21 protein-coding genes and 1 pseudogene are annotated in these 20,994 nt (G+C 66.2%); 3 read left to right on the forward strand and 19 right to left on the reverse strand.

Annotation, left to right across the window (positions count from 1 at the left end; translation table 11 throughout):
* Positions 1-22 precede the first annotated feature (22 nt).
* From MI302_RS08870 to MI302_RS08900, 7 genes and pseudogenes are all read right to left on the reverse strand, one after another.
* Positions 23-304 (reverse strand): annotated as a pseudogene (locus MI302_RS08870) (FGGY family carbohydrate kinase); the annotation flags it as partial.
* Positions 301-1,371, reverse strand: a complete 1,071-nt coding sequence (gene galT, locus MI302_RS08875; protein WP_239725554.1) for a galactose-1-phosphate uridylyltransferase — start codon at positions 1,369-1,371, stop codon at positions 301-303. The pseudogene MI302_RS08870 and the gene galT, both read right to left, overlap by 4 nt.
* Positions 1,355-2,785, reverse strand: coding sequence for a glycoside hydrolase family 36 protein (locus MI302_RS08880; protein WP_239725555.1), 1,431 nt, complete (start codon positions 2,783-2,785; stop codon positions 1,355-1,357). Before MI302_RS08880 ends, galT begins: the two co-directional genes overlap by 17 nt.
* Positions 2,782-4,719, reverse strand: coding sequence for a beta-galactosidase (locus MI302_RS08885; RefSeq protein WP_239725556.1), 1,938 nt, complete (start codon positions 4,717-4,719; stop codon positions 2,782-2,784). Before MI302_RS08885 ends, MI302_RS08880 begins: the two co-directional genes overlap by 4 nt.
* Positions 4,720-4,722: 3 nt before the next feature.
* A complete protein-coding gene (locus MI302_RS08890) occupies positions 4,723-5,547 on the reverse strand; it encodes a carbohydrate ABC transporter permease (RefSeq protein ID WP_239725557.1) in 825 nt (274 codons plus the stop codon).
* Complete coding sequence (locus MI302_RS08895) at positions 5,544-6,455, reverse strand: carbohydrate ABC transporter permease (protein WP_239725558.1); 912 nt, start codon at positions 6,453-6,455, stop codon at positions 5,544-5,546. The genes MI302_RS08890 and MI302_RS08895 overlap by 4 nt, the downstream gene beginning before the upstream one ends.
* Positions 6,456-6,508: 53 nt before the next feature.
* Positions 6,509-7,762, reverse strand: a complete 1,254-nt coding sequence (locus tag MI302_RS08900) for an ABC transporter substrate-binding protein (protein WP_239725559.1) — start codon at positions 7,760-7,762, stop codon at positions 6,509-6,511.
* Between the two features lie 166 nt (positions 7,763-7,928).
* Between MI302_RS08900 and MI302_RS08905 the strand changes: the two genes are divergently transcribed.
* Positions 7,929-8,702 carry a DeoR/GlpR family DNA-binding transcription regulator gene (locus tag MI302_RS08905; RefSeq protein ID WP_038059059.1) on the forward strand — a complete coding sequence of 258 codons (774 nt, stop codon included), beginning with the start codon at positions 7,929-7,931 and terminating at the stop codon, positions 8,700-8,702.
* On the opposite strand, the gene MI302_RS08910 is transcribed toward MI302_RS08905, so the two are convergent.
* The 12 genes from MI302_RS08910 to MI302_RS08965 all read right to left on the reverse strand — a co-directional run bounded on the left by MI302_RS08910 (position 8,699) and on the right by MI302_RS08965 (position 19,462).
* On the reverse strand, positions 8,699-9,691 hold the full coding sequence (locus MI302_RS08910; protein WP_239725560.1) for a Xaa-Pro peptidase family protein: 993 nt from the start codon (positions 9,689-9,691) through the stop codon (positions 8,699-8,701). The genes MI302_RS08905 and MI302_RS08910 overlap by 4 nt on opposite strands.
* An 8-nt stretch (positions 9,692-9,699) precedes the next feature.
* The gene (locus tag MI302_RS08915) at positions 9,700-11,748 is read right to left on the reverse strand and encodes a glycoside hydrolase family 2 TIM barrel-domain containing protein (protein WP_239725561.1); all 2,049 of its coding nucleotides are present in this window, start codon (positions 11,746-11,748) and stop codon (positions 9,700-9,702) included.
* Positions 11,745-12,998 carry an MFS transporter gene (locus MI302_RS08920; RefSeq protein WP_239725562.1) on the reverse strand — a complete coding sequence of 418 codons (1,254 nt, stop codon included), beginning with the start codon at positions 12,996-12,998 and terminating at the stop codon, positions 11,745-11,747. The genes MI302_RS08915 and MI302_RS08920 overlap by 4 nt, the downstream gene beginning before the upstream one ends.
* Positions 12,995-13,798, reverse strand: a complete 804-nt coding sequence (locus MI302_RS08925) for a ChbG/HpnK family deacetylase (RefSeq protein ID WP_239725563.1) — start codon at positions 13,796-13,798, stop codon at positions 12,995-12,997. Before MI302_RS08925 ends, MI302_RS08920 begins: the two co-directional genes overlap by 4 nt.
* A 94-nt stretch (positions 13,799-13,892) precedes the next feature.
* Entirely contained in the window at positions 13,893-14,861 is a 969-nt protein-coding gene (gene ddl / locus MI302_RS08930) for a D-alanine--D-alanine ligase (protein WP_239725564.1), read from the reverse strand.
* 69 nt (positions 14,862-14,930) lie between these two features.
* Positions 14,931-15,437: an IS630 family transposase gene (locus tag MI302_RS08935; RefSeq protein WP_008633626.1), complete on the reverse strand. Its 507-nt coding sequence runs from the start codon at positions 15,435-15,437 to the stop codon at positions 14,931-14,933.
* A gap of 38 nt (positions 15,438-15,475) precedes the next feature.
* Positions 15,476-16,003: a winged helix-turn-helix domain-containing protein gene (locus MI302_RS08940; protein ID WP_019551665.1), complete on the reverse strand. Its 528-nt coding sequence runs from the start codon at positions 16,001-16,003 to the stop codon at positions 15,476-15,478.
* Positions 16,004-16,012: 9 nt separating this feature from the next.
* Positions 16,013-16,588, reverse strand: a complete 576-nt coding sequence (pth, locus tag MI302_RS08945; protein ID WP_239725565.1) for an aminoacyl-tRNA hydrolase — start codon at positions 16,586-16,588, stop codon at positions 16,013-16,015.
* Between the two features lie 98 nt (positions 16,589-16,686).
* A complete protein-coding gene (locus tag MI302_RS08950; protein ID WP_126164403.1) occupies positions 16,687-17,307 on the reverse strand; it encodes a 50S ribosomal protein L25 in 621 nt (206 codons plus the stop codon).
* Between the two features lie 87 nt (positions 17,308-17,394).
* Positions 17,395-18,318: a ribose-phosphate pyrophosphokinase gene (locus tag MI302_RS08955; RefSeq protein WP_126170484.1), complete on the reverse strand. Its 924-nt coding sequence runs from the start codon at positions 18,316-18,318 to the stop codon at positions 17,395-17,397.
* Positions 18,319-18,332: 14 nt separating this feature from the next.
* Positions 18,333-18,998 (reverse strand): 5'-methylthioadenosine/S-adenosylhomocysteine nucleosidase, encoded by a 666-nt coding sequence (gene mtnN, locus MI302_RS08960; protein WP_239725566.1) that lies wholly within the window; start codon positions 18,996-18,998, stop codon positions 18,333-18,335.
* Positions 18,995-19,462 carry an S-ribosylhomocysteine lyase gene (locus MI302_RS08965; protein WP_239725567.1) on the reverse strand — a complete coding sequence of 156 codons (468 nt, stop codon included), beginning with the start codon at positions 19,460-19,462 and terminating at the stop codon, positions 18,995-18,997. The genes mtnN and MI302_RS08965 overlap by 4 nt, the downstream gene beginning before the upstream one ends.
* 38 nt (positions 19,463-19,500) lie before the next feature.
* Between MI302_RS08965 and MI302_RS08970 the strand changes: the two genes are divergently transcribed.
* Positions 19,501-20,328, forward strand: a complete 828-nt coding sequence (locus tag MI302_RS08970) for a KaiC domain-containing protein (RefSeq protein ID WP_093006904.1) — start codon at positions 19,501-19,503, stop codon at positions 20,326-20,328.
* Positions 20,329-20,372: 44 nt separating this feature from the next.
* Positions 20,373-20,984 carry a KaiC associated regulatory domain protein gene (locus tag MI302_RS08975; RefSeq protein ID WP_239725568.1) on the forward strand — a complete coding sequence of 204 codons (612 nt, stop codon included), beginning with the start codon at positions 20,373-20,375 and terminating at the stop codon, positions 20,982-20,984.
* Positions 20,985-20,994 lie beyond the last annotated feature (10 nt).

The following is a 20,994-nucleotide window of genomic DNA, read 5'->3' on the forward strand; positions in this document are numbered from 1 at the left end:
ATGTGTCTGTCCGGGTTCAGGGGGGCCTCCCCGTGCCCCTCTCGAACACCAAGGTGGTTTCCCGCTGGTTGGTGAGGCCCAGGGCCACCACCTCCCTGGCCTCCACCCCAGCCTGGCGCAAGGCCTCCTGGGCCACCCCAAGCTGGCTTTCCCAGATCTCCAGGGGATCGTGCTCCACCCAGCCCGGCCTCGGGTAGAGCTGGCGGAACTCCCTCTGGGCCATGGCCACGGGCCTCCCCTCCAGGCTGAAGAGGATGGCCCGGCTGCTGGTGGTGCCCTGGTCCAGGGCCAAAAGGTACTTCATAAGGCCTCCCTTAGGCTTTTTGCTGCTTCCTCGGGCAGGGCGTCCACCACGAAGGTGCCCGCCCCAATCTCCGTGCCCGCCAGGAACTTGAGCTTGTCCTTGGCCCTTTTGGGGGGGTAGAACTCCACATGGAAATGAAAGGTGTGTTCCTCCCCCAAGGGGGCGGCGTGGAAAACCATCACGTAGGGGAAGGGCTCCCCGAAAAGGGCGTCGTACCGGGCCACCACCCGGCCCAGAAGCCGGGCGAAGGCGGCCATCTCTTCCTCGGAAAAGGTCCAAAGCCCTGGGTGGCGCTCCAGAGGAGCCACCCAGACCTCAAAGGGGTAGCGGGCGAAGGGGGGCACGAAGGCCAAAAACCCCTCCTCCTGGTCCACCCGGTAGGGCTCCAGGTGGGGAAAAAGCTCCAGGAGCACGGGCCTTTCCCTAAAGGCCTGGCTTTCCCGCTCCAGGATGGGGGGCACAAAGGGGTAGGCGTAGATCTGCCCGTGGGGATGGTGGAGGGTCACCCCCACCGCCTCCCCCCGGTTCTCAAAGGGCATGACGAACCGGATCCCCAGGAGGGCATACAAGGCCCGGTACCGGTCCCGCCAAACCCAGGCCAGGAGGAGCCTTTCCTCCTCCGTGAGGGTGGCCAGGCTTCCCACGTGGGCCTGGGTATACACCACCACCTCGCACCGGCCCAAAGCCCTCTCCGCGGGAACGGGAAGCCCATCCGGGGGAGGGGTGGGCCTTGGCACCAGGGAGGGAAACCGGTTTTCAAAGACCGCCACCCGAAAACGGTCAAAAGGTATCTCCGTGGGAAAGCCTCCCTCCTGGCTTGGGCAAAGGGGGCAGTGCTCCTTGGGAGGCAAGAAGGTGCGCTCCTGGCGGTGGGCTGCGTAGACCACCCACTCCCCCCGCAAGAGGTGGTAGCGGAGGTGCGGGCTTGGGGAGATGGACCCCGCCTCCTCCGGTACGGAGGGCTCCTCGGCCACAGGCAAGACCTCCACCTCGAGGGGATGAAGCCCGTAAAGGATCAGCTCCCGCCCGTCCTTCTTGCGATGCACATGCTTATAAAAGGAAGGCATAGTCCAACACCTCCTCCCCCACCCGGAAACGGTAGGGGCCAAGGGGCTTTACCTCCTTATCCCGGCTCAGGAAGGCCCAAAGCCTTTCCCTTTCCTCCGGGGAAAGCCAGGAGGGCGGGTCGGAGGTGGCCTTGAAGCCCGTGATCTCCCCCATGGCCTCCTGCAGGCGCATCTCCTCAAGGGACAGCAACGAGAAACGGCTCCGGAAAAAGGCCACGTCCGGGTCCACCTGGACGTTTTCCCGCAGCCAAAGCCGGTGCAGGGTGGTGCGGAGGGCGTTCCTTAGCCCCGGGCCCGTGGGGTCCTGTAGCCAGAAGGAGCGGTCCTCGTTGTCCCAGTAGGGGGCCACATCCGGACCCACCCTGAGGCCATCGGCAAGCCCCAAGGAGGCCAGGATGGGAGCGCCGCAAAAGAGAAGGTAGGCCTCCCCTGCCTCCTCGCGGATCCGCTCCATGGCCTTACAGTACCGCACCTCTCCCTCGGCCCCGGGTAAAGCGGCGGCGTAGAGGAAATCCAGCTTCAGGTAGTCGTACCCCCAGGCCCGCACCTTGCGCACCAAGCCCGCCACATGGTCCAAAACCTCCTCGTTGCCCGAATCCAGGGCGTATAGGGGTTTCCCCCAGTTGAAGCCCGCGGGGATGGGCCTTCCGTCCCCGTCCCGCAGGATCCACTCGGGATGGGCCCGCACTAGGAGGCTATCCGGCGTCACCAAAAAGGGAGCCAGCCATAACCCCGCCCTGAAGCCCTTTTCCCGGATCCTCTCCGCCAAAAAGGCCATCCCCCGGGCGAAGCGCTCGTTGGGTTCCCAGTCCCCAAGGGCCCGCTGCCAGCCGTCGTCGATCTGGAAGACCTCAAAGGGAAGCCCGGCCACTTCCTCCAGCACCTCGAGGAGCAAGGCCTCATGGATCCGGTTGTAGAAGCTATACCAGGAGCACCACAGCCTGGGAGGCCCTTTGGAAAGCCGCCTGGGAAGGAGCCTGCCATAGGCGGCGAACACCTCCGTTGGCTCCCCGTAGCCCAGAAACCACTCCCCCTCCCCCTCGGCGTAGCGGCCCAGGAGGAGGTCCTCGCGCCCCAAGACCCGCGCCCCCACGCCCAGGGCCCCCAGGAGGAGCACCTTCCCATCTGGCCCCTCGAGGGCCCCTAGGCCGCTTCCCCACCACTCGGAAGCCTCGAGGAGGAAGGGGTCGTCCGCCTGGGGCCTACGGACCTCGGGAAGAAGGGGCTTCGGGGGGTACCCCAGGTCCACCCAGGCGGTAAGGCTCCAGCTCTGCCAGCCGTGGCGAAAGAAGCGCCTTGCCGCAAAGGGGGGGAAGGCCCGTACCTCCCGGCCCCGGAGGATCAGGCCTCCCTCCACGGGCCTCTCGTCCTGGGCAAAAAGGCCTACCTCGAGGCCGCCAAGCATCCTCCTCATGCTTCCTCCCAAAGGGCCAGGTCATAGGGCGGCACCATAGGCCCCCCCAAAAGGAACCTCGCCCCCTCGGGCACCGGGGCCTGGGCGGGCTCCGGGCCGTAGTTGAAGGCGAAGACCCACCGCCCCCGCCTGCGAAGCCTCAGGCCCTCGGGCAGGGAAAGGACCTTTAGGCCCGCCTCGGCGGCAAGGGCGGCGAGGAGCCTCCCCGCGAGCTCGGGCGAGGGCCAGGCCGCAAGGTAGAGGTACCGCCCCTCCCGGTAGAGGGCGCCCTTTCCGTCTTGGAAGGTGAGGAGGGGTTCTGTAGCTGCCTCCACCCATTCCCGCCAAAGGCCCAGGGGGAAGCGGCCGAGCCCCCCCTCCGCCACCTCCCGAAGACCCGGGGGAAGGCTTTCCACCCGCACCACCCTCAGGGGGAGGAGAGCTTGGAGGGGGCCCGGGGGGAGCTCCTTAGGAATCTGGAAAGTCTCCGTTTTACTCCCGGAGCGGGGGCCGAAGAGGACGAGCCCCTCCGCCTCCTGGAAGGCCTTCAAAGCCTCTCCTCGCACGATGGGAAGACTTGGGACCACGATGAGGGCGTAGCCTTTTAGGGACGCTCCCGGGGGCACGAAGTCCACGTCCAAGCCGAGCCGCCGTAGGGCGCTGTAAAAGAGGTACACGAGGTCCAGGTAGCTCCACTCCGCCCCCTGGGGCTGGATCTCGTAGACCCAGGCCGCCTCGGGATCGTAGACCAGGGCCACAGGGGCTTGGGCCACCGGAGGCAGGGCGAGGGCGGTAAGCTCCTCGGCCACCCGCCTCGCCTCAAAGAAGCCCTGGTCCGGGGCACCGTCCGGCCGGTGGAGCCCGGCGTGCATCTGCTCTTGGGCGAAGGGCACCTGCCGCCAGCGGAAGTAGGCCACCACCTCCGCCCCGTGGGCCAGGGCCTCCCAGGTCCAAAGCCGCACCATCCCGGGAGCGGGGCTCGGGTTATGGGGGGCCCAGTTCACGGGACCCGGCTGCTGCTCCATCACCCAGAACCGCCCCCGCCCCACCCCCCGGTAGAGGTCATGGTGGAAGGCAGCCACGTCAGGGTGGCCGGTGCGGGTGTAGGGAAGCTTCTCCTCCGGGGGTAGGGGCATGAGGTCGGTGAAGCCCAGAGGGTAGCTGTCCCAGCTCGCAAAGTCCAGGTCCTCGGCCACGGCGAAAGGGTCTAGGTCGGTGAAAAAGCCCATGAAATTGTGGGTGACGAACTTGCCCGGGGCGAGGGCACGGAGAATCCCCACCTGCAGGCGGTTGAAGGCCCTCACCTGGTCCGAGGCGAAGCGGTAGTAGTCCAGGAGGTGGCTGGGGTTAGGCTCGGCCACGGTGAGGTGGGGAAGCTCCACCTCGGCAAAGTCCCGGTAGCGCTGGCTCCAGAAGGCCGTGCCCCAGGCCTCGTTTAAGGCCTCAATGGAACCGTACCGCGCCTTAAGCCACCCCCGGAAGGCCTCCTGACAGCAGGGGCAGTAGCAGCGCACGGTGCCGTGGCAGCCATACTCGTTGTCGGTCTGAAAGCCCGCTACCCCCTCGAGGCGTCCATACCGCTCGGCGAGGAGGGTCACGATGCGCCGGGCCTCCTCCCGGTAGGCCGGGCTGGAAAAGCAGTAGTGCCGCCTCCCCCCGAACCGCCTTCTCCTCCCCTCCCGGTCCACGGGGAGGACCTCCGGATAGCGGTCCACAAGCCACTTGGGCGGCGTGGCCGTGGGCGTGCCCAGGACTACCTTGAGCCCCTCCCCGGTAAGGGTGGCCACGGCCTCGTCCAGCCAGCCCCACTCCAGCCTCCCGGGCTCAGGCTCCAAGAGGGCCCAGGCGAACTCCCCGATGCGCACGTAGGAAAGCCCGAGCTCCCGCATGCGCCGGGCGTCTTCCTTCCAGCGCTCCTTGGGCCAGTGTTCGGGATAGTAACAGACCCCCAGCATCCCTCACTCCTTGGTGGCGCCCAGGGTAAGCCCCTGGATGAAGTAGCGTTGCAGGCCGAAGAAAACGATCAATGTAGGCAGCGTGGCCAGGAGGCTCCCCGCCACGATGAGGGGCCAGTCGGCGATGTACTGCCCCTTCAGGTTGGCAAGCCCTGTGGTGATGGGTTTCAGCTCATCCCGGCTCAGCAGGACCAAACCCCAGAGAAAATCGTTGAAGATCCAGGTGAACTCCAGGGTGGCGATGGCGGCCAGGCCCGGAAGCATGAGGGGCAGAGCAATCCGCCGCCATATGGTCCACTCCCCGGCCCCGTCCACCACCGCCGACTCAAACAGGGAAGCCGGGATGGTGCGCATGAAGTTCCGCAAGACAAAGGTGGCAAACCCGAGCTGAAAGGCCGTGTGGAAGAGGATGGGGGCAAGATAGGTGTCGTAGACCCCAAGCTGGTTGGCCAGGCGGAAGACGGGGAGCATGAGCATCTGGAAGGGAACCATGTTGAAGCCCAGGAAAAGGAGGAAGATGGGGAGGGCGAGGCGAAAGCGGAAGCGGACTAGGGCGTAGGCGGCCATGCTGGAGAGGACCAGGATGCCGAGGAGGGAAGGCAGGGTGATGATGAAGCTATTGAGCAGATAACGGCTTACCCCGGCCTCGGCCCAGGCCCGGACGTAGTTGTCCAGGGTAATCTCTCTGGGCCAGCTCCAGAATCCTCTCAGGGTGAGGTCGTCCAGGGTTCTCAGGCTGACGAGGAAAGCCCCCACCAGGGGAAAAAGCCAGAGGAGGGCCGCAGCCCAAAGCAATCCCACCACGAAGGGAGAGAGTCTAACCTTCATCCCTCCTCCTTCACTTCCTCCTTTACCGCACGCCAGAGGAAAAAGGCAATCGGCACAAAGGTGATGGCAAAGAGGACCACGGCGATGGCCGCCGCGTAGCCCATGCGGTAGTCGTGAAAGGCGGTTAGATACATGTAGTTGGCCAGCACCTCGCTGCTGTGGAAGGGACCCCCCCGCGTCATCACGTAAACGAGGTCAAAGGAGCGGAGGGAGTCCACCGTGCTCACCACCACCACGATAACGGTGATAGGGGCGAGAAGGGGAAAGATGATGCGGCGGAAAAGGGTCCATCCCGTGGCCCCGTCCACCAAGGCCGCCTCCACCACCTGGGGATCCACGGTCTTAAGCCCGGCCAGGTACAGGAGCATCACGTACCCTACCTGGCGCCAACAGGCCGCCCCCAGGATGGCCGCTAAGGCGAGCTTGGGGTCCCCAAGCCAGCCGATGCGGTAGGCGGCCTCGGGGTCCACCTGGAGGCCCAAGGCGGCAAGGCCCTTTAGGACCGCGGCCAGGAGAGCATTGAGGAGCCCTTGCTGGGGATGGTAGATCCAGGACCAGACCACGGCCACCACCGCCGGGGAGAGCACCAGAGGAAGGTAAAAGCTCACCTTTAGGAACCGCTCCCCAGGGACGGGGTGGTTGAGGAGGTAGGCCAGGGCCAGCCCGGCCGAGGTAGGAAGGAGGAGGAAGACCGCGACCCAGATCAGGTTGTTGCGCAGGGCCTGGTGGAAGACGGGGTCACGGAAGAGGCGGGCGAAGTTCTCCAGGCCCACCCAGTTCCAGCGGGGGGACACCCCGTCCCAGTCACTGAAGGCGAGGGCAAAGGTAGCCAGCGTGGGATAAACCACCCAGAGGGCGTAGAGGGCAAGGGGTAACCAAAGAAAGGGGACAGGGCTTGGCCTTCGCATCAAGAAAACCTCCAGCAAGGCCCCCGCCTTTCGGAAAGGCGGGGGCCTAGAACCTAGCGGTTGTCCTTAAAGATCCGGGCCCGCTCCTCCTCCAGGGACTTGAGGATGGCATCGATCCGCCCTGGGTTAGCCATGAACTGCACGAAACCGTTCATGCCCTTGTTGGCCATCTCGGGGTCGGTATCGCGGTCGTAGAACTGGGTGATGTAGGCGGCGGGCTCAATGATCTCCTTAAGCCCCTTCTGGATGTAGGCCGGATAGAGCTTGGGATCCACGTCGTTTCGGGGCACCAGGCGTTTGTACTCCTTCACCGCAAGCTCCATGACCTCCTTGGAGGCCAGGAAGCTCAAGAAGAGCTTGGCGTTTTCCATGTTCGGGGCCTTGGCCGGGATGAAGTACCCGTCCGTGGGGGCTTCCTCCGCCAAGGGCACCTTGGGATCTATGACGGGGAAGCGGAAGAAGTCCAGCTCCTTCTCCTCGCGGTCGTCGGGGTACTGGTCGCGGATGAAGTCGCCGATGAGGTACATGGCCGCCTTGCCCTGGACCATGAGGTTGGCCGCGTCCTGGTGGTCGTAGGAAGCGGGGTTCTCCAGGAAGCACTTGTGGTCCAGGAGCTCCTTCCAGTAGTCAAAGACCCGGCGCACCCTGGGATCGGTATAGGCCACCTTGCCGTCCATGAGGGCCAGGTGGAACTGGGGACCATTCACCCGAAGGTTGAGGTAGTCAAACCACCCGGCGGCGGGCCAGAGGAACTTGGTCCCGATGGCGATGGGGGTAAGGCCCGCGGCGTTCAAGCGGTCGCAGACGGCCACGAACTCCTTCCAGGTCTTGGGCACCGCAAGCCCCAGGCGCTGGAAGAGGTCCTTGCGATAGTAGACGGCCCACCAGTAGTAGCTGGTGGGGAGGAAGGTATAGCGGTCCCCTGTCTTGGAAAGAGCCTGGAAGCCCTTGGGGAAGACCTTCTCCCATCCCTCCTTGCGCCAGAGGTCGGTGATGTCCGCCACGAGGCCCCGCTCGGCGAAGTAGCGCATCCGCTCCCCGGCAAACCAGGTAAGGACATCGGGAGGACGGTTCGAAATGAGATACGTCCGGATCGCCTGCTTAAAATCCTCATGGGCTACGATCGTGTGCGTTACCTGGATCCCGGGGTACTTTTGCTTGAAAAGGGCCACGACTTTTTGGTCAAAGGCCCGCGCTAGCGGGTCGCTCATGTAGGAGTTGTAAACCAGCCTCCCCTGCCCCTGGGCCAAAGCCCAAAGCAGAAGGCCGCACGCCAATACCGCCAGCATCCGCACCACCAAGCGCATATACCACCTCCTGGACCCACCCCAAAGGGTAAGCGCCCACTGTTTTGGGCAGGTCTTCGTCTTTTATTTTAATAAGTTTTTTTTGGTTGTCAAGTCTTACTAAAGCTTTCGTTTGGGCACCCCGAAGGCCGCGCACCCCAGAGGCAGGAATGGCACAATAGGTTCCATGCCCTCCCTCGAGGCCCAGACCCGGCGGGAAAGGATCCTCAGGCTCCTCAAGCAGGACGGCCAGGTGCGGGTGGCCGACCTGGCCAAGGCCCTCGGGGTCTCCCAGGTCACGGTGCGGGCCGACCTCGAGGCCTTGGAGCGGGAGGGGAAGCTCAGGCGTCTGCGGGGTGGAGCTGTGCTTTGGGAGGCCCGGCGGTTTGAGCTCCCCCTCGAGGTCACCCGTACCCTTCACGCCAAGGCGAAGGAGGCCATCGGCAGGCGGGCGGCGGGGCTTGTCAAGGACGGGGATGTGGTGATCTTGGACGTGGGGAGCACTACCACCGAGATGGCCAAGGCCCTTCCCTCTACCCTTAGGGACGTGGTGGTGGTCACCAGCGCCCTCAACATCGCCCTCCTCCTCGAGAGCCACCCGGGGATCACCGTGATCGTCACCGGAGGGAGGCTCAGGCCCCTGCAACACTCCCTGGTGAACCCCTTCGGCACCCTCCTCCTGGAGGAGCTGAACGCCGACAAGGCCTTCCTGGGGTGCAACGGGGTTCACCCGGAGCGGGGCTTCACCAACACCAACTTGGAGGAGGCCGAGATCAAGAAGGTCATGGTCCGGGCGGCCCGGGAGGTCTACTTCCTGGCGGACCACTCCAAGCTCCTCCAGGTGGCCGCGGCCAAGATCGCGCCCCTCTCCGCGGCCACCCGACTCATTACCGACAAAAAGGCCCATCGCGAGACCCTAAAGGCCTTGGAGGAGGCGGGGCTGAAGACAGAGCTGGCCTAGCGAAAGAGGTCGGGCCGCCGCCTCCCCCCCACCTCCACCGCCGGCCAGAAGGGGTCCTCCGTAAGGTTCAGGAGCCCTCCCTCTCTGAGGAGGAAGGTGTCCTCCACCTTGGCCCCCGCTAGGCTCGGGTTCCAGGCGAGGGCCATCCCCGCTTCCAGAACCAAAGGATGCCCCGGCGTGGCCACCGCCTCCCGGGACCGGTACCCCCCAAGACCCCCCTGGTGGTGCTCCTCCCAGGCCCCGGGGAAGCCCACCCGGGCGTAGGCCTCCTGGAGGGCGGCAAAGACCTCCCCTAAGCTGGCCCCGGGCCGGGAGGCGGCAAGGGCCGCCTCCTCCACCTCCAGCACCCTGCGGTAGCGGGCCTCCACCCTGGGATGGCCGGAGGAGACCATCCGGGTCAGGTTCGCCACCAGCCCCCGCCGGGCCGCGCAGACCACTGCCATAAAGGCCCGCCCCAGAGGCCTTTCCTTGGGCAGGGGATGGCGGTGCCGGAAAAGCCGTTCCTCCCCCGCCACCAGGAGGAGAAGGGGCCGGATCCCCTGTCCCCAGAGGGCCTCGGCCAAAGCCCCGGCAAGCTCGCATTCCCGCCACTCCCCCCTCGCCCCCCGCACCACCTCCCCCACCGCCATCGCCGCCTCCCGCCCGAGGTGGATGAAGGCCTCCTGCGCCTCTTGGGAAAGGACCAGGCGGAGGGGGGTGAGGTCGTGCTCCAGGTCGCTTGGGCTTGGGGGCGGAGGAAAGGCGTACCAGGGGTGGACGCGCACGGGAAGCCCCAAGGCCTCCTCCTCCGCCATCCTCGGGTGCTCCACCCGGCTCGTGTGGAGGACCATCTCCTCCCCCACCTCGAGGTAGGCCACGCTCTCCCCCATCCCCAGGGTGTTCTCCCCGCCTACCAGCCAGGCGAAGTTCTCGGGCCGGGCCACGAAGAAGCGGGGAAAGCCCCGCTCCTCCATGAAGCGGCGAAGGCGCCCGTAAGCCTCTCGGTCCATGCCCCAGGCTACCAAGCTACCCCTCCCGGGAGGAGGGGGGAGAGGTACTCCAGGGCCACCTCCTGCCGGGACCAAAGCCTTTCCCCTTCCCAGGCCTCCCCCACCAGGCGGTAAGCCCCTGGGGGGAGGCTCCCCAAGGCTTCCTGGAGGGGAGCGAGGCCGGCCTGGACCTTAAGGGGAGCCTCCCAGACCTCCATGAGGTGGAAAACGCGCCGCACCTCCCCCGCCTCCAGGGCCACCTCCCCCTGCCACAAGTCCAAGCCCACCTCCCCCTCCAGGCGGAGGTGCACCCGAAGCCTCAGGGGCCGGGGCAGGTCGTTCACCAGCCAGGCCTCCATGAGGGGCGGGCCGCCCACCTCCAGGCGCTCCCGGAAGGGCACCAGGGAGAGGAGAACCGGGGAGGAGGCCCGCTTCAGGGCGAAGTACCCCTCCTTGGGCACACGCTCCACATCCAGCACCGCCCAGGTGATCCCCTCCCAGGGCTCCACGAGCATGAACTGGAAGTAGCCCACCACCTTCCCCTTCGCCCTCCGATAAGCGTGGATGGCGAACTCCAGAAGCCTTGCCTGGTAGGCCTGGGAACGCTCCACAAACCCTTCCAGGCTCTCCCCCACCTCCACCCCGGCCACGCGAAAGGTCTCGTGGGGCTGGAAGTTGTGGTAGGCATAGACCTCAAAGTTGGGGGGCCAGGCGGCTTCCCCCAGCACCTTGCGCAAAAGCTCCGCCCGGGGCAGGGCCTGGGCCCCAAACTCGGAAGGCAAGGGGGCTCCGGGAAGGGCCAGGAAGTCCCGGTAGTGCCCCCAGTACCAGCCCGGGTAGGGATGCTCGCGGAAGTCCGAAGCCTCCTTAGCGGGACGGGTGGGGTCGGCTGCCTTGAGCGCCGCCGCCAGGAGGGGGCCCAGGGTGCGGCGGTTGTGGGTGGGCTCGTTCTGGGCGCACCAGAGGTAGATGGAGGGGTGGGCCCCCAGGACCTCCACCATGGCCCGGGCCTGGCGGAGGGCCTCCCGGGCGAAGGCCTCGTCCGGGGCATACCCCCACTGCAGGGGAAAGTCCTGCCAGATGAGCACCCCTTCCCGGTCGCAGGCCCGGTAGAAGGCCGGGTGGGTCACGTGGGCGTGGACGCGCACGGCATTGAGGCCCGCCTCCTTGACCAAGGCCACGTCCTTCTGCGCCAGAGCCTCGGTGTAGCCCGCAAGCCACTGGGTGGGGATAACATTGGTGCCCCGCAGGAAAAGGCGCCTACCGTTCAAAAGGAGCCAGCCCTCCCCGTCCACCTCCACGGTACGGAAGCCCAAGGGAACCTCCAAAGAGGCCCCGGCCAGGCGGGCCTCGAGGCGGAAAAGGTGGGGAAGGCCCCGCTCCCACACCTCCCAAAGGGGCATCTCCGGCAGGTCCCACACCACCTCCCGCCAGGCCCGCCCCGCCTCCCCCTCGAGGGGGACCTCCTTCTCCAGGGCCTCCCCGGGGAAGTTCTCCGGGACCAGGGAGAGGCGCGTCCGCTCGCGGAAGGGCCTTTTGGCATCCACCAGGAGGCGCACCCAAAGCCGCCATCCGGTGGGGGTCTTGACGAGGCGGTGGGCGAGGGAGAGGAGGGCGACCTCCTCCCGCACCCAGACCTCCACCCCGCCCCAAAGCCCTCCGGTGCCCCGCTCCTGGCCCCTTTCCGTGGTCCCTCCGGGGCGGCAGTCGTGCTGGCCGAAAACCCCCTTGATCTGACGCTTAAAGCGAGGCCACTGGCCCAAGGGCTCCTTGGGCGCGGCCACCCTCAGGAGGAGCTCCCCCCCGTTGGGAAGCTCCAAAAGCCAGGGGAAGAAGTACCCCTCATGCCGCCCCAGGTAGACCCCGTTCAGCCAAGCCTCCTGGTAGTAGTCCCCCCATGAGCGGAGGAAGCGCCTCGGTCCCAGGGCAGGAAGCTCCAGGCGGTACCAGCCCACCTCCGCCTCGAGGCCCTCGAGGGTCCACTGGTGGGGCAGGGCCACCTCCCGCCACCCCTCCCCGGGAAGCGCCTCCGGGCCCTCCGCCGGATGGGCCAGGAAGAGAGCCTTTTCCCTCCTCATTCCCTCACCTCATGAGGAAAGAAGGCGGTGAGAAGGTAGGCGAGGAGGATGGCCACCCCCGGCACCACGGAGATGAGGAAGCGGAAGGCGAGGCCCGGGTTAGGCCCCGGGTTCTCCCCGCTCACGTAGCCGAAGAGGGGGCCCAGAAGGGCGAAGGCCAGGCCCACCAAGGCCCCCGAGACCCGGCCCAAAAGCCCCACCAGGCTGTAGTAGGCACCCTCCCGCCGGGTCCCCGTCCTTTCGGCATCCAGGTCAATGACCTTGGCCATCACCACCTCCCCCGTGACCCGCACCCCGGCAAACCCCACCCCCACCAGGGCGCCCACCAAAATGGCGGGAAGGAGGCTTTGGGGAAGGAAAAGGAGCAAGGCCGCCAGGCCCATGAAAAGGTGGGCAAGCCGCCAGGCCCTCTTGCCCCCTAAGGCCCCCGCAAGCCGCCCCCAGAGGAAGACCGAGGGCAGGGCCACCAGGAAAACGGCGGCAAACAGGAAGGTGGTGGCCGCTTCGGGCAGGCCCAGGCTGTGCTTGGCATAGAAGGCCATCCCCGTCTGGATCACCATGCGCCCGAACTCAAAGAGAAGGCCCACCAAAGCCGCCACCCAGAAGGCTCGGTTCGCCAGGACCAGCCGGAAGGACTCTCTTAGCCCCAGGCTACTTTCCGCCCTGGGGTCCTCCTGGATGCCCGGGAAGAACCACGAGAAGGCCATAAGGGCAAGCCCAGCGAAGAGGAGGGCCATGCCCAGAAACCCCACCTGGGCGTAGACCAAGGGGGCCAGGGCGATTCCCAGGATCAGGCCAAAAAGCTCCGTGCCCCGCTTCAAGGCCGCGGCTCTCGCCCTCTCGCCAAGGCCCCGGAACATCTCCGGGAAGAGGGCCCCGTAGTTGGTCCAGACCACGGTGGCCATGGTTTCATAAAGGACGATTCCCACGGCAAAGTAGTAGGGCAGGACCTGAGGGGAGCGGGCCCAGTCCGGCACCCAGAAGACCAGGAGGTAGAAGAGAAGAAACAGGGGAACACCCACAAGAAGCCAGGGCCGCCTGCGGCCCAGCCGGGTCTTGGTGCGGTCGGAGAGGTGGCCGAACAGGGGGTCGTTGATGGCGTCCCAGAAGGCATACACCGTGCGGGCCAGGGCGTAGAAGGCGGCGGAAAGGCCGAGCTTCTCCAGATAGAAGAAGGCCAGATAGGTGCCGAAGCTTTCGGAAACCAGGGTGAGGCCCAGCTGCCCCGAGGCGTAGCGCCACTTTTTCATGACGCCCCCCAAAGGACTTCCCGCACGGCCCGCCAGGTGAGGGGGTAGAACTCGGAAAGGACCCGGCGCACCTCAGGGTGGGCAAGGGCGAAGTAGTCGGCTTCCCGCGTCCTCCAGTCGGGAAGGGCCCGGCCCTCGGGGGTGGGGAGGGCGCTGTGGTGGACCAGGTAGTAAAGGCCCGGGGGGAGGTTGGCCAGGTCCAGGTAAAAGCCAAGCCGCTCCTCCGGGGGAAGGCCATAGGGGTCCAGGAAGCGCACCCTGGGGAAGGGCACCTGGGCCATGAGCCTTTCCAGCTCCGGCAAGAATACAGGCGGGACCCCCAGGCCCTCGAGGCTCTCCGGGATCAAGGGCACCAGGCGGTATTCCTCAGCCAGGCGCACGTAGATCTCCGCCAGGTCGGGGCGAAGGACCGCCCCCTGGTGGGTGTCCAGGTGCGTGGGAGAGAAAAGCCTTTTCGCCGCCTCAATCTGGGCCTTTAGCTCCCGCTCCACCTCCTCGAGGCGGGCATTCTGCCAGAGAACCTCCAGAGAAGAAGGGAAATACCCCGCTTCGTCCCGAAGGCTTTCCCCCGGCGTGAGGGGCCGCATCCTGGGGGCTGGCCACTCGCTGGTGAGGACCAGGTGCACCCCCAGATCCTCCCCCTGGACCCCGCTGGCCCAAGCCCCCGGCACCAGCACGCTCCCCGTGGGAAATCCCAGGGCCTGGTAGGCTCCGTTTTGCGCATGGGTCAGGCCCAGGTCGTCGTGGTGCAGGAGGAGGACCCGCCGCCCAAGAAGCCCAAGCCACTCCAGAAGGTCCATAAAAACCCCCTTTCCCTTCGGATTCCATCCTAGCGCACCGCCAGGGAAAAAAGCAAAAAGGGGCTTGGCCAAGCCCCTTGATGAGTTAAGCCCCTCACTCCAGGGCCAACTCCACCAGACGCCTTAACAGCTCGGGGTAAGGTAGACCCCCGGCGGCAAAAAGCCTGGGGTACATGCTGGTGGGGGTGAAGCCGGGAATGGTATTGATCTCGTTGAGGTAGACCTCCCCTTCCGCCAGGAAGAAGTCCACCCGGGCCATGCCCCGGATACCCAAAAGCCTGTAGGCTTTCAAGGCCAGCTCCTGCACGGTCTCCTGGGTACCGGGGTCCAGGGGTGCAGGGATCAAAAGCTCCGCCCGGCCCGGGGTGTACTTGGTTTCGTAGTCGTAGAAGGCTGCCTGGTAACGCACCTCTCCCACGGGGCTGGCCTCACCAAAGATGTTCCCCAGAATACCCACCTCCAGCTCCCGCACCCCCGAAAGCGCCTGCTCCACCACCGCCTTCTGGTCGTGGCGGAAGGCCTCGGCCAAGGCCTCCTCCAGCTCGGCGTAATGCTCCACCCGGCGGATGCCGATGCTGGAACCCGTGTTGGCGGGCTTCACAAAGAAGGGCGGGTCAAAGGGGATAAAAGGGCGCTCCCCCTGATAAAGGGCCACCCAGGGAACCACGGGAATCCCCGCCTGGGCCAGAATCCTCTTGGAAAGGTCCTTATCCATGCAAAGGGCGCTGGCCGCCACCCCCGCCCCCACGTAGGGCTTACCCAGGATTTCCAAGAACCCCTGGATGGTCCCATCCTCCCCCCACCTTCCGTGAAGCAGGGGGAAGACCACGTCATACCGGCTCCAATCCAAAGGGGGTGGAAAGGCGTGCCGGCCGATAGGGGCCACCTTGGCCCTAAGAGCGGCAAATGCCTCCTCCCCAAGGAGCCACCCGCCGTCCTTGGCGATCACGGCAAGCTCGGTGGGAAAGGGCATGTGCTCCAAAACCCCCTGGGCGGAAAGCAGGGAAACCTCGTGCTCGGGGCTTCTTCCCCCGGCGATGAGGAGGACCTTAGGCGCGGCCATGCCTAAAGCTTAGCCCTTTTCCCCCAAGCCCTGGGAAAGATTCATATGAAATCCTCCCGATCCATTCCCTCAGCATCCCCCCGGCCACCAGTGAAAAAGAGTGTGGCTCCGAATAAGCTCCGGCTGGGTCTGCAAGTAAGCACAGCGGGCCTCCACCCTCTCCCAAAGCTCCTCCTCCGAATCCACCCGCCCATTCGCTACCACCCCGTCCACCAAGGGCCATACCCGCTCCACAGGCTGTAGCTCAGGAGAGTAGGGGGGCAAAAAGACCAAACCTACCCCCTCCGGTACCTCCACCCGCCTGGACACGTGCCATCCCGCCCGGTCCAACACCACCAGCAACCCCTTCCTCCCCCCAGACCCCCGAAGCCGGGCAAACTGCCGAAGCACCTCCGAGAACACAGCCGCATTCACCGTGGGCAAAAGCCAAAACTCGCTCTCCCCCGTACTGGGACGCACGAAACCGTACACGTACAACCACCGGTACCGCGGCCGCACCCAGGCCAGGGGCGTCCTCCCCCGGGGCGCCCACACCCGCCGGTACACCGGCTTCAGCCCCAGGCGGTGCTCGTCCATGGCCCAGAGCTCCAACTCCAGCCAGGGAACGAGGTACTTCAGGAGAAAGACCGTGAAGAAGAGGTTTTTTTGAAGGCCTCCCCCTCGGCCAGGTCCCGCTCCCGGTGCCGGGGACGGGGGCGGAGGGGGGCAAAGCCCAGGCGCTTCATCCAACTCCAGGCCCGCCTTGGGTCCACGGGGCGGCCCAGCCTCTCGGAGAGCCACTCGGCGGCGTTCCTTATAGTCCAAATTCCGTCCCGGGGATGGGGTTGCAGGAGGGCCTGGCGGAAGGCCTCCTGGAGTTCTGGGGGGAGCAAGGGGGGCTGGCCTGGGTTTTGGTGGCGGAGGTCGGCCATGGGCTTGCCTTGGTTGTAGCGGTGGAGGGTGTCCCGGACCCAACGGGTGGAGTAGCCCAGGGTTTGGGCGACTTTTGGGATGGGGTGGCCGGTGGCGAGGAGCCAGAGGGCGTGCCAGCGGGAGCGTTCTATGGGGTCTTGGCTTTCCCGGTACAGGGCGTGAAGGTTATCCGGGTGATGCTGCAGCTTGAGTTGCAGCCGGGGGCGGCGTTGGTGTTTGGCGAGGTCCATGGCCCCATTCTACGGGAGAGGACTAGGGGGATTTCTTATCAGGCCGTTAAAACGGCCCGCACAGGGAGGAAGCCCCTCCTTCACCCAGCAGAGCACGGCTTCCTTGGCCGCCTCGAGGACCCGCTCCACCACCGGCCACTCCTCGGGAAGGAAGGGGGAAAGGACATACGCTGCCCCAAGCTCCCGGGAAGGAGGCTTGCCAATCCCTAAGCGCAGGCGGTGAAAGGCCTCGGTCCCCAGGGCCTGGGCGATGGAGGCCACCCCGCGGTTTCCCGCGGGGCTACCCCCCGCCTTGAAGCGCAAGCGGCCCAGGGGTAGGTCCATCTCGTCGTGGACCACCAGAAGGCGCTCCGGGGGGATCTTGTAAAAGCGCACCAGGGGAGCCACCACCTGGCCGCTCAGGTTGTAGTAGGTGAGGGGTTTGAGGAAAAACCCCTTTTCCCCCTCCACCTCCACCTCGGCCAGGAGGGCCTCCCCCCTTTCCCGAAACTCCAGGCCCAGCCGGTCCAGGACCATGAAGCCCAGGTTGTGGCGGGTCCTGGCGTACCGCTCCCCTGGGTTTCCCTGGCCCACCACCAGGAACATTCCTGCCCTCCGCAAAAAGGGGGCGAAAACGCCCCCCTTCCTTCCGCCAGCGGCCAATCCCCTTCCCGGGGTCCCCGCCCGTCAAGTACAGGGCGGTACTACTCCTCCTCTTCCTTCTTGCCCTTCTTGATCACCTCGGGCTCAGCGGGAGCCTCGAGGGCCTCCGCCGCCAGCTTCTCCACATCCTCAGGCGGCACCACGGCGGCGATGGTCTCCTCGGGGGAAATGGCCAGCTTAACCCCTTCCGGAAGCTTGAGGTCAGCGGCATGGAGGCTATCCCCGATGCCCAGGCCCGAGACATCCACCTCGATGAACTCGGGAATATTCCTTGGGGAAACCCGCACCAGGATGTCCCGGTGCACCTCCTGCAGGACACCTCCTTCCCGCACCCCTTGGGGCGTACCCACAAAGCGCAAGGGAATGTACATCTCCACGGGCTCGTCGGAGAGCACGTAGAAGTCCACGTGCTCGGGACGGCGCCGGCGCTTGTCCAGGTTCACCTGGCGCACCAGGGTGGGCAGTTCCTGGCCGTCGGGGAGCTCCAGAACGATCACGTGGTGGATGGAAGCCTGACGGAAAACCTTATCAAACTCCCCAAGTTCCACGTACACCTTCCGGTTCAGGTGCTTGTTGTAGATGACACCGGGGAGCTTCCCCGCCCGGCGCAAAGCGGCGGGCTTCTCCCCTTCCCGGTACTGGGCCTTCAAACGGTATTCCATGTCTCCTCCTCAACCTCCCAAAAGGCAAAGGCCCCCTAGGGGCACACTATGGGAAAGCTTACCACACCCCCAGGCCCTCCTGCCACCTCAGATCAACGCGCTCACCGACTGGTTGGTGTGGACGTGCCGGATGGCCTGGGCCAGAAGCTCAGCGGTGGAAAGCACCGTGTACCCCCCATCCCTCAAGGGGATGGTATCGGTGAAGATCACCTCACGGATGGCGGGATGGGAAAGGTTTTCCCGAGCCTCCCCTACCAGGACCGGATGGGTGGCCATGACCACCATTTCCGGCAAAGCCCCAGCCAGCAGGAGGGCCTCCACCCCTCGCCTTATGGTTCCCCCCGTGGAAACGATGTCATCGATGATCAAGGGTCTCTTCCCCGCCACCTCCCCGATCACGTAGGTGACGGAGGTCTCCTTCGGTCCATGGCGGCGCTTGGCCAGCATGGCAAAGGGCAGGCCCAGCCTTTCGGAAAGCCGCCTGGCCTCCTCTGCCCGGCCCGCATCCGGGGAAACCACCACGCCGTTCTCCGTATACCCCCTTTCCTGGAGGTAGCGGGCAAAGAGGCGCACCGCCGAGAGGTGGTCCACGGGGATATCAAAAAACCCCTGGATCTGGGGAGCGTGGAGGTCGATGGCGATCACCCGGTGCACCCCCACGGTTTCCAGGAGATTGGCCACCAGCTTGGCGCTCACGGGCTCGCGGCCCTGGGTCTGCTTATCCTGACGGGCGTAGCCGAAATAGGGGATGACGGCGTTGATGCGGCCCGCAGAGCTCCGGCGGGCGGCATCCGCCAGCAGGAGGAGCTCCATCAGGTGGTCGTTCACCGGGGGACTGGTGGGCTGGATGAGGTACACATCATCCCCGCGCACGCTTTCCAAAAGGCGCACCCTCACCTCCCCGTCGGGGAAGCGGTCCACCACCGCCTTTCCCAAGGGAACCCCCAGGGCTTCCGCCACCCGCCGGGCCAGATCGGGGTGGGCGCTCCCCGTGAAGAGTTTGATTTCCATGGACCCCCCCCTTTTCAGTATGCCAAAAGAGCCTGGGCCAGGAAGCCAAGCCGCCTCGAGGCCGCCTGCAAAAAGGCCTGGAAGTCCCTGGCCGCCTCCTCCCCCGCCCCATCGGTCACTGCACGGATCAAGGCCATGGGATGCCGGAAGCGCCAGGCCACCATGAGGGCCGCGGCCCCTTCCATCTCCACCGCCTGGGCCCCGTGGAGCCGGGCCAGCCTCCTTGCCTCCTCCCTATCCGCCAGAAACCGGTCCCCCGTGGCCACCACCCCCCGCCGGGCGGGAAAGCCTAAGGCGGAAGCCGCCACCTCAGCCCGGGCCAGAAGGCCAGGGTCCGAGGGGAAAAAGCGCACCCCAAAGGCCGTCTCTCCTGGCTCCCGACCAAAGGGGGTCAGGTCCACATCCCACTGCACCGCCTTCTCGGCCAAAAGGAGGTCCAGGGCGCGAAGGGAGGGGTCCAGGCCCCCCGCCACCCCCAGGAAAAAGCTTTCCCTGGGAGCAAAGCGGGTGAGGACATGGGCCACGGTCAAGGCCGCCGCCACCTTGCCCACCCCGGTTTCCGCCACCAGCACCCCGGGGGCCTGGTGGAGGGGAAAGGGGGCCTCGAGGGGCTCCCCTGCCCCCAGGGCCTGGCGCAGGGCTTCGGCCTCCTCGGGCTCGGCGGCGAAGAAGGCGGTCAAGCCCCCTCCAGGGGCACCGTGGCCTGCACCCTAAGCCCTTGGCGCAGGACCCGCTCCGCCCAGCCCTTGGCCCCAGGGAGGTCGTGGTCCCGGTAGTTGCCGCACTCCTTGAAGCTTGCCCCGGGGACCTCCCCCTCGTGAGCGAGGACGTCCTTCAAGGACTTGGCGAAGGCCTCGAGGACCTTTTCCTCCCCCACGGGGCCTTCCACCACCAGGTAAAACCCCGTGCGGCAGCCCATGGGGGAGAGGTCAATAACCCCTTCCAGGTGGTCCCGCAGGTAGCCTGCCAGGAGGTGTTCCAGGGTATGCAGGGCCCCCGTGGGCAGGGCTTCCCGGTTGGGTTGGGCGAGCCTCAGGTCGTACTTCTCCACCACGCCCCCCGCGAGGGTCTTCCTCCCCGCCAGGCGCACGTAGGGAGCCCTTACCTTGGTGTGGTCCAGGCTGAAGCTCTCCACCTCGGCCATGCCCCTATTACACCAAAGCCCCGGGGCAAAATAGGAGTATGGACCAGCCTAGGCTACAAAGCGCCATGGAGCTTTCCGCCAAGGCCCCGCCCCTGGAAGGGGTGCCCACGGGGGTGAAGGGCCTGGACGAGCTCTTCTTCACCCTGGACCCCAAGACCCTGAAGCCCAAACCCCTGGGAGGCTTCCCCCGGGGGGCGGCCGTCCACGTGACCGGGGTGTCGGACACGGGGAAAAGCCTCCTCGCCGAGCAGTTTGCCCTAAAGCAGGCAGAGCGGGGCGAAGGGGTGCTCTTCGTCACCACCGAGGCCCCGGCCCCCCTCCTGGTCCAGGGGCTGAAGCTTCGGGCCCGGGCCATGGGCCTTAAGGAGAGGGTGCTGGAACGGATCCTCATCGCGGACGCCGCCACCCACGCCGTGCTTCGGGAGGACCTCCCCACCCTCTTCGCCACCCTCGAGGAGGGGCTCCAAAGCGGGGCCCGGCACCTGGTGGTGGACTCCCTCACGGGCCTCTACGAGGCCAAGGAGATCGCCGCCCGCCAGGTGGTGCGCCAGGTCTACGCCTTCAGCAAGCGCTTCGGCCTCACTGCCCTCATGGTGAGCCAGAAGCGCTCCGGCCACGAGGAGCTCTCCGCCGAGGCGGCGGGCGGCTACGCCGTGAGCCACATCCTGGACGCCACCTTAGTCCTCGCCAAGGTCCTGGTGATGAGCCCCGCCCTGGCCAAGCTCTACCGGGTGGGCCTGGGGGAATTGGTCCGCCTCCTCCGCATAGACGGCTGCCGCCTCTCCGGGCACGACACCCGCACCCACCTCCTCTACATCCGGCCCGAGGGGCTTTTAGAGGTGGGCCCGCCCTTGGGTGAGCATTAGGAAGGCAAATTTCATGCTAATATAGGCCTAGGGGAGGTGAGCGTATGGTGCTAACCCCTAGGTCCTTGGAGGAGCGGGACCTCGAGGCCACCGTCCTCCGCGTCTTCCTCAAGGTGATTGACCTGGTGGGCGGGCCCAAGGCCCTGGCGGAGAAGAAGCGCCTCACCTGGGCGGGAAGCCTCATGACCGCCGCCTACGCCGTGGTCCTCGCCCAGGAGGGGATGAAGGGGGAGGAGACCATCGCCAAGGAGCTCGGCCTTTCCAGCGCCGCCGTGCGCCAGATCCTCCGGGCCGACCCCGAGGCGGCCTTGAAGCGGATCCAGGAGCTTGAGGAAGGGGAAAGGCTCAGGACGCACGTGGCCGGGGGGCTCGCCAAGGCGGCCTACCGGGCCATCCGCCAAGGGCAGGAGGAACCCCGGGTCCTGGGCTACTTCTTGGAGCGCTTTGTGGAGATGATGGGCATCCCCTGGGCCGTCCTGGTCCTCAAGGCGGTGAAGGGCCTAGACTTCCCCGCGGACAAGGAGGCCCTCCTGGCCAGGCTCAAGGGCTTGCGCCTTTTGGACCAGCCCGCCGAGGCCCTCCTGGAGCGCCTGGAGTACCCGGTACGCAGCCCCGCCGACCTCCTGCACCAGCTCAGGCTCCACCTGGAGGCGTAGTAGACTCTTG

Origin of the sequence: Thermus sp. NEB1569, from assembly GCF_022385295.1 — a bacterium.
GTDB lineage: Bacteria > Deinococcota > Deinococci > Deinococcales > Thermaceae > Thermus > Thermus scotoductus.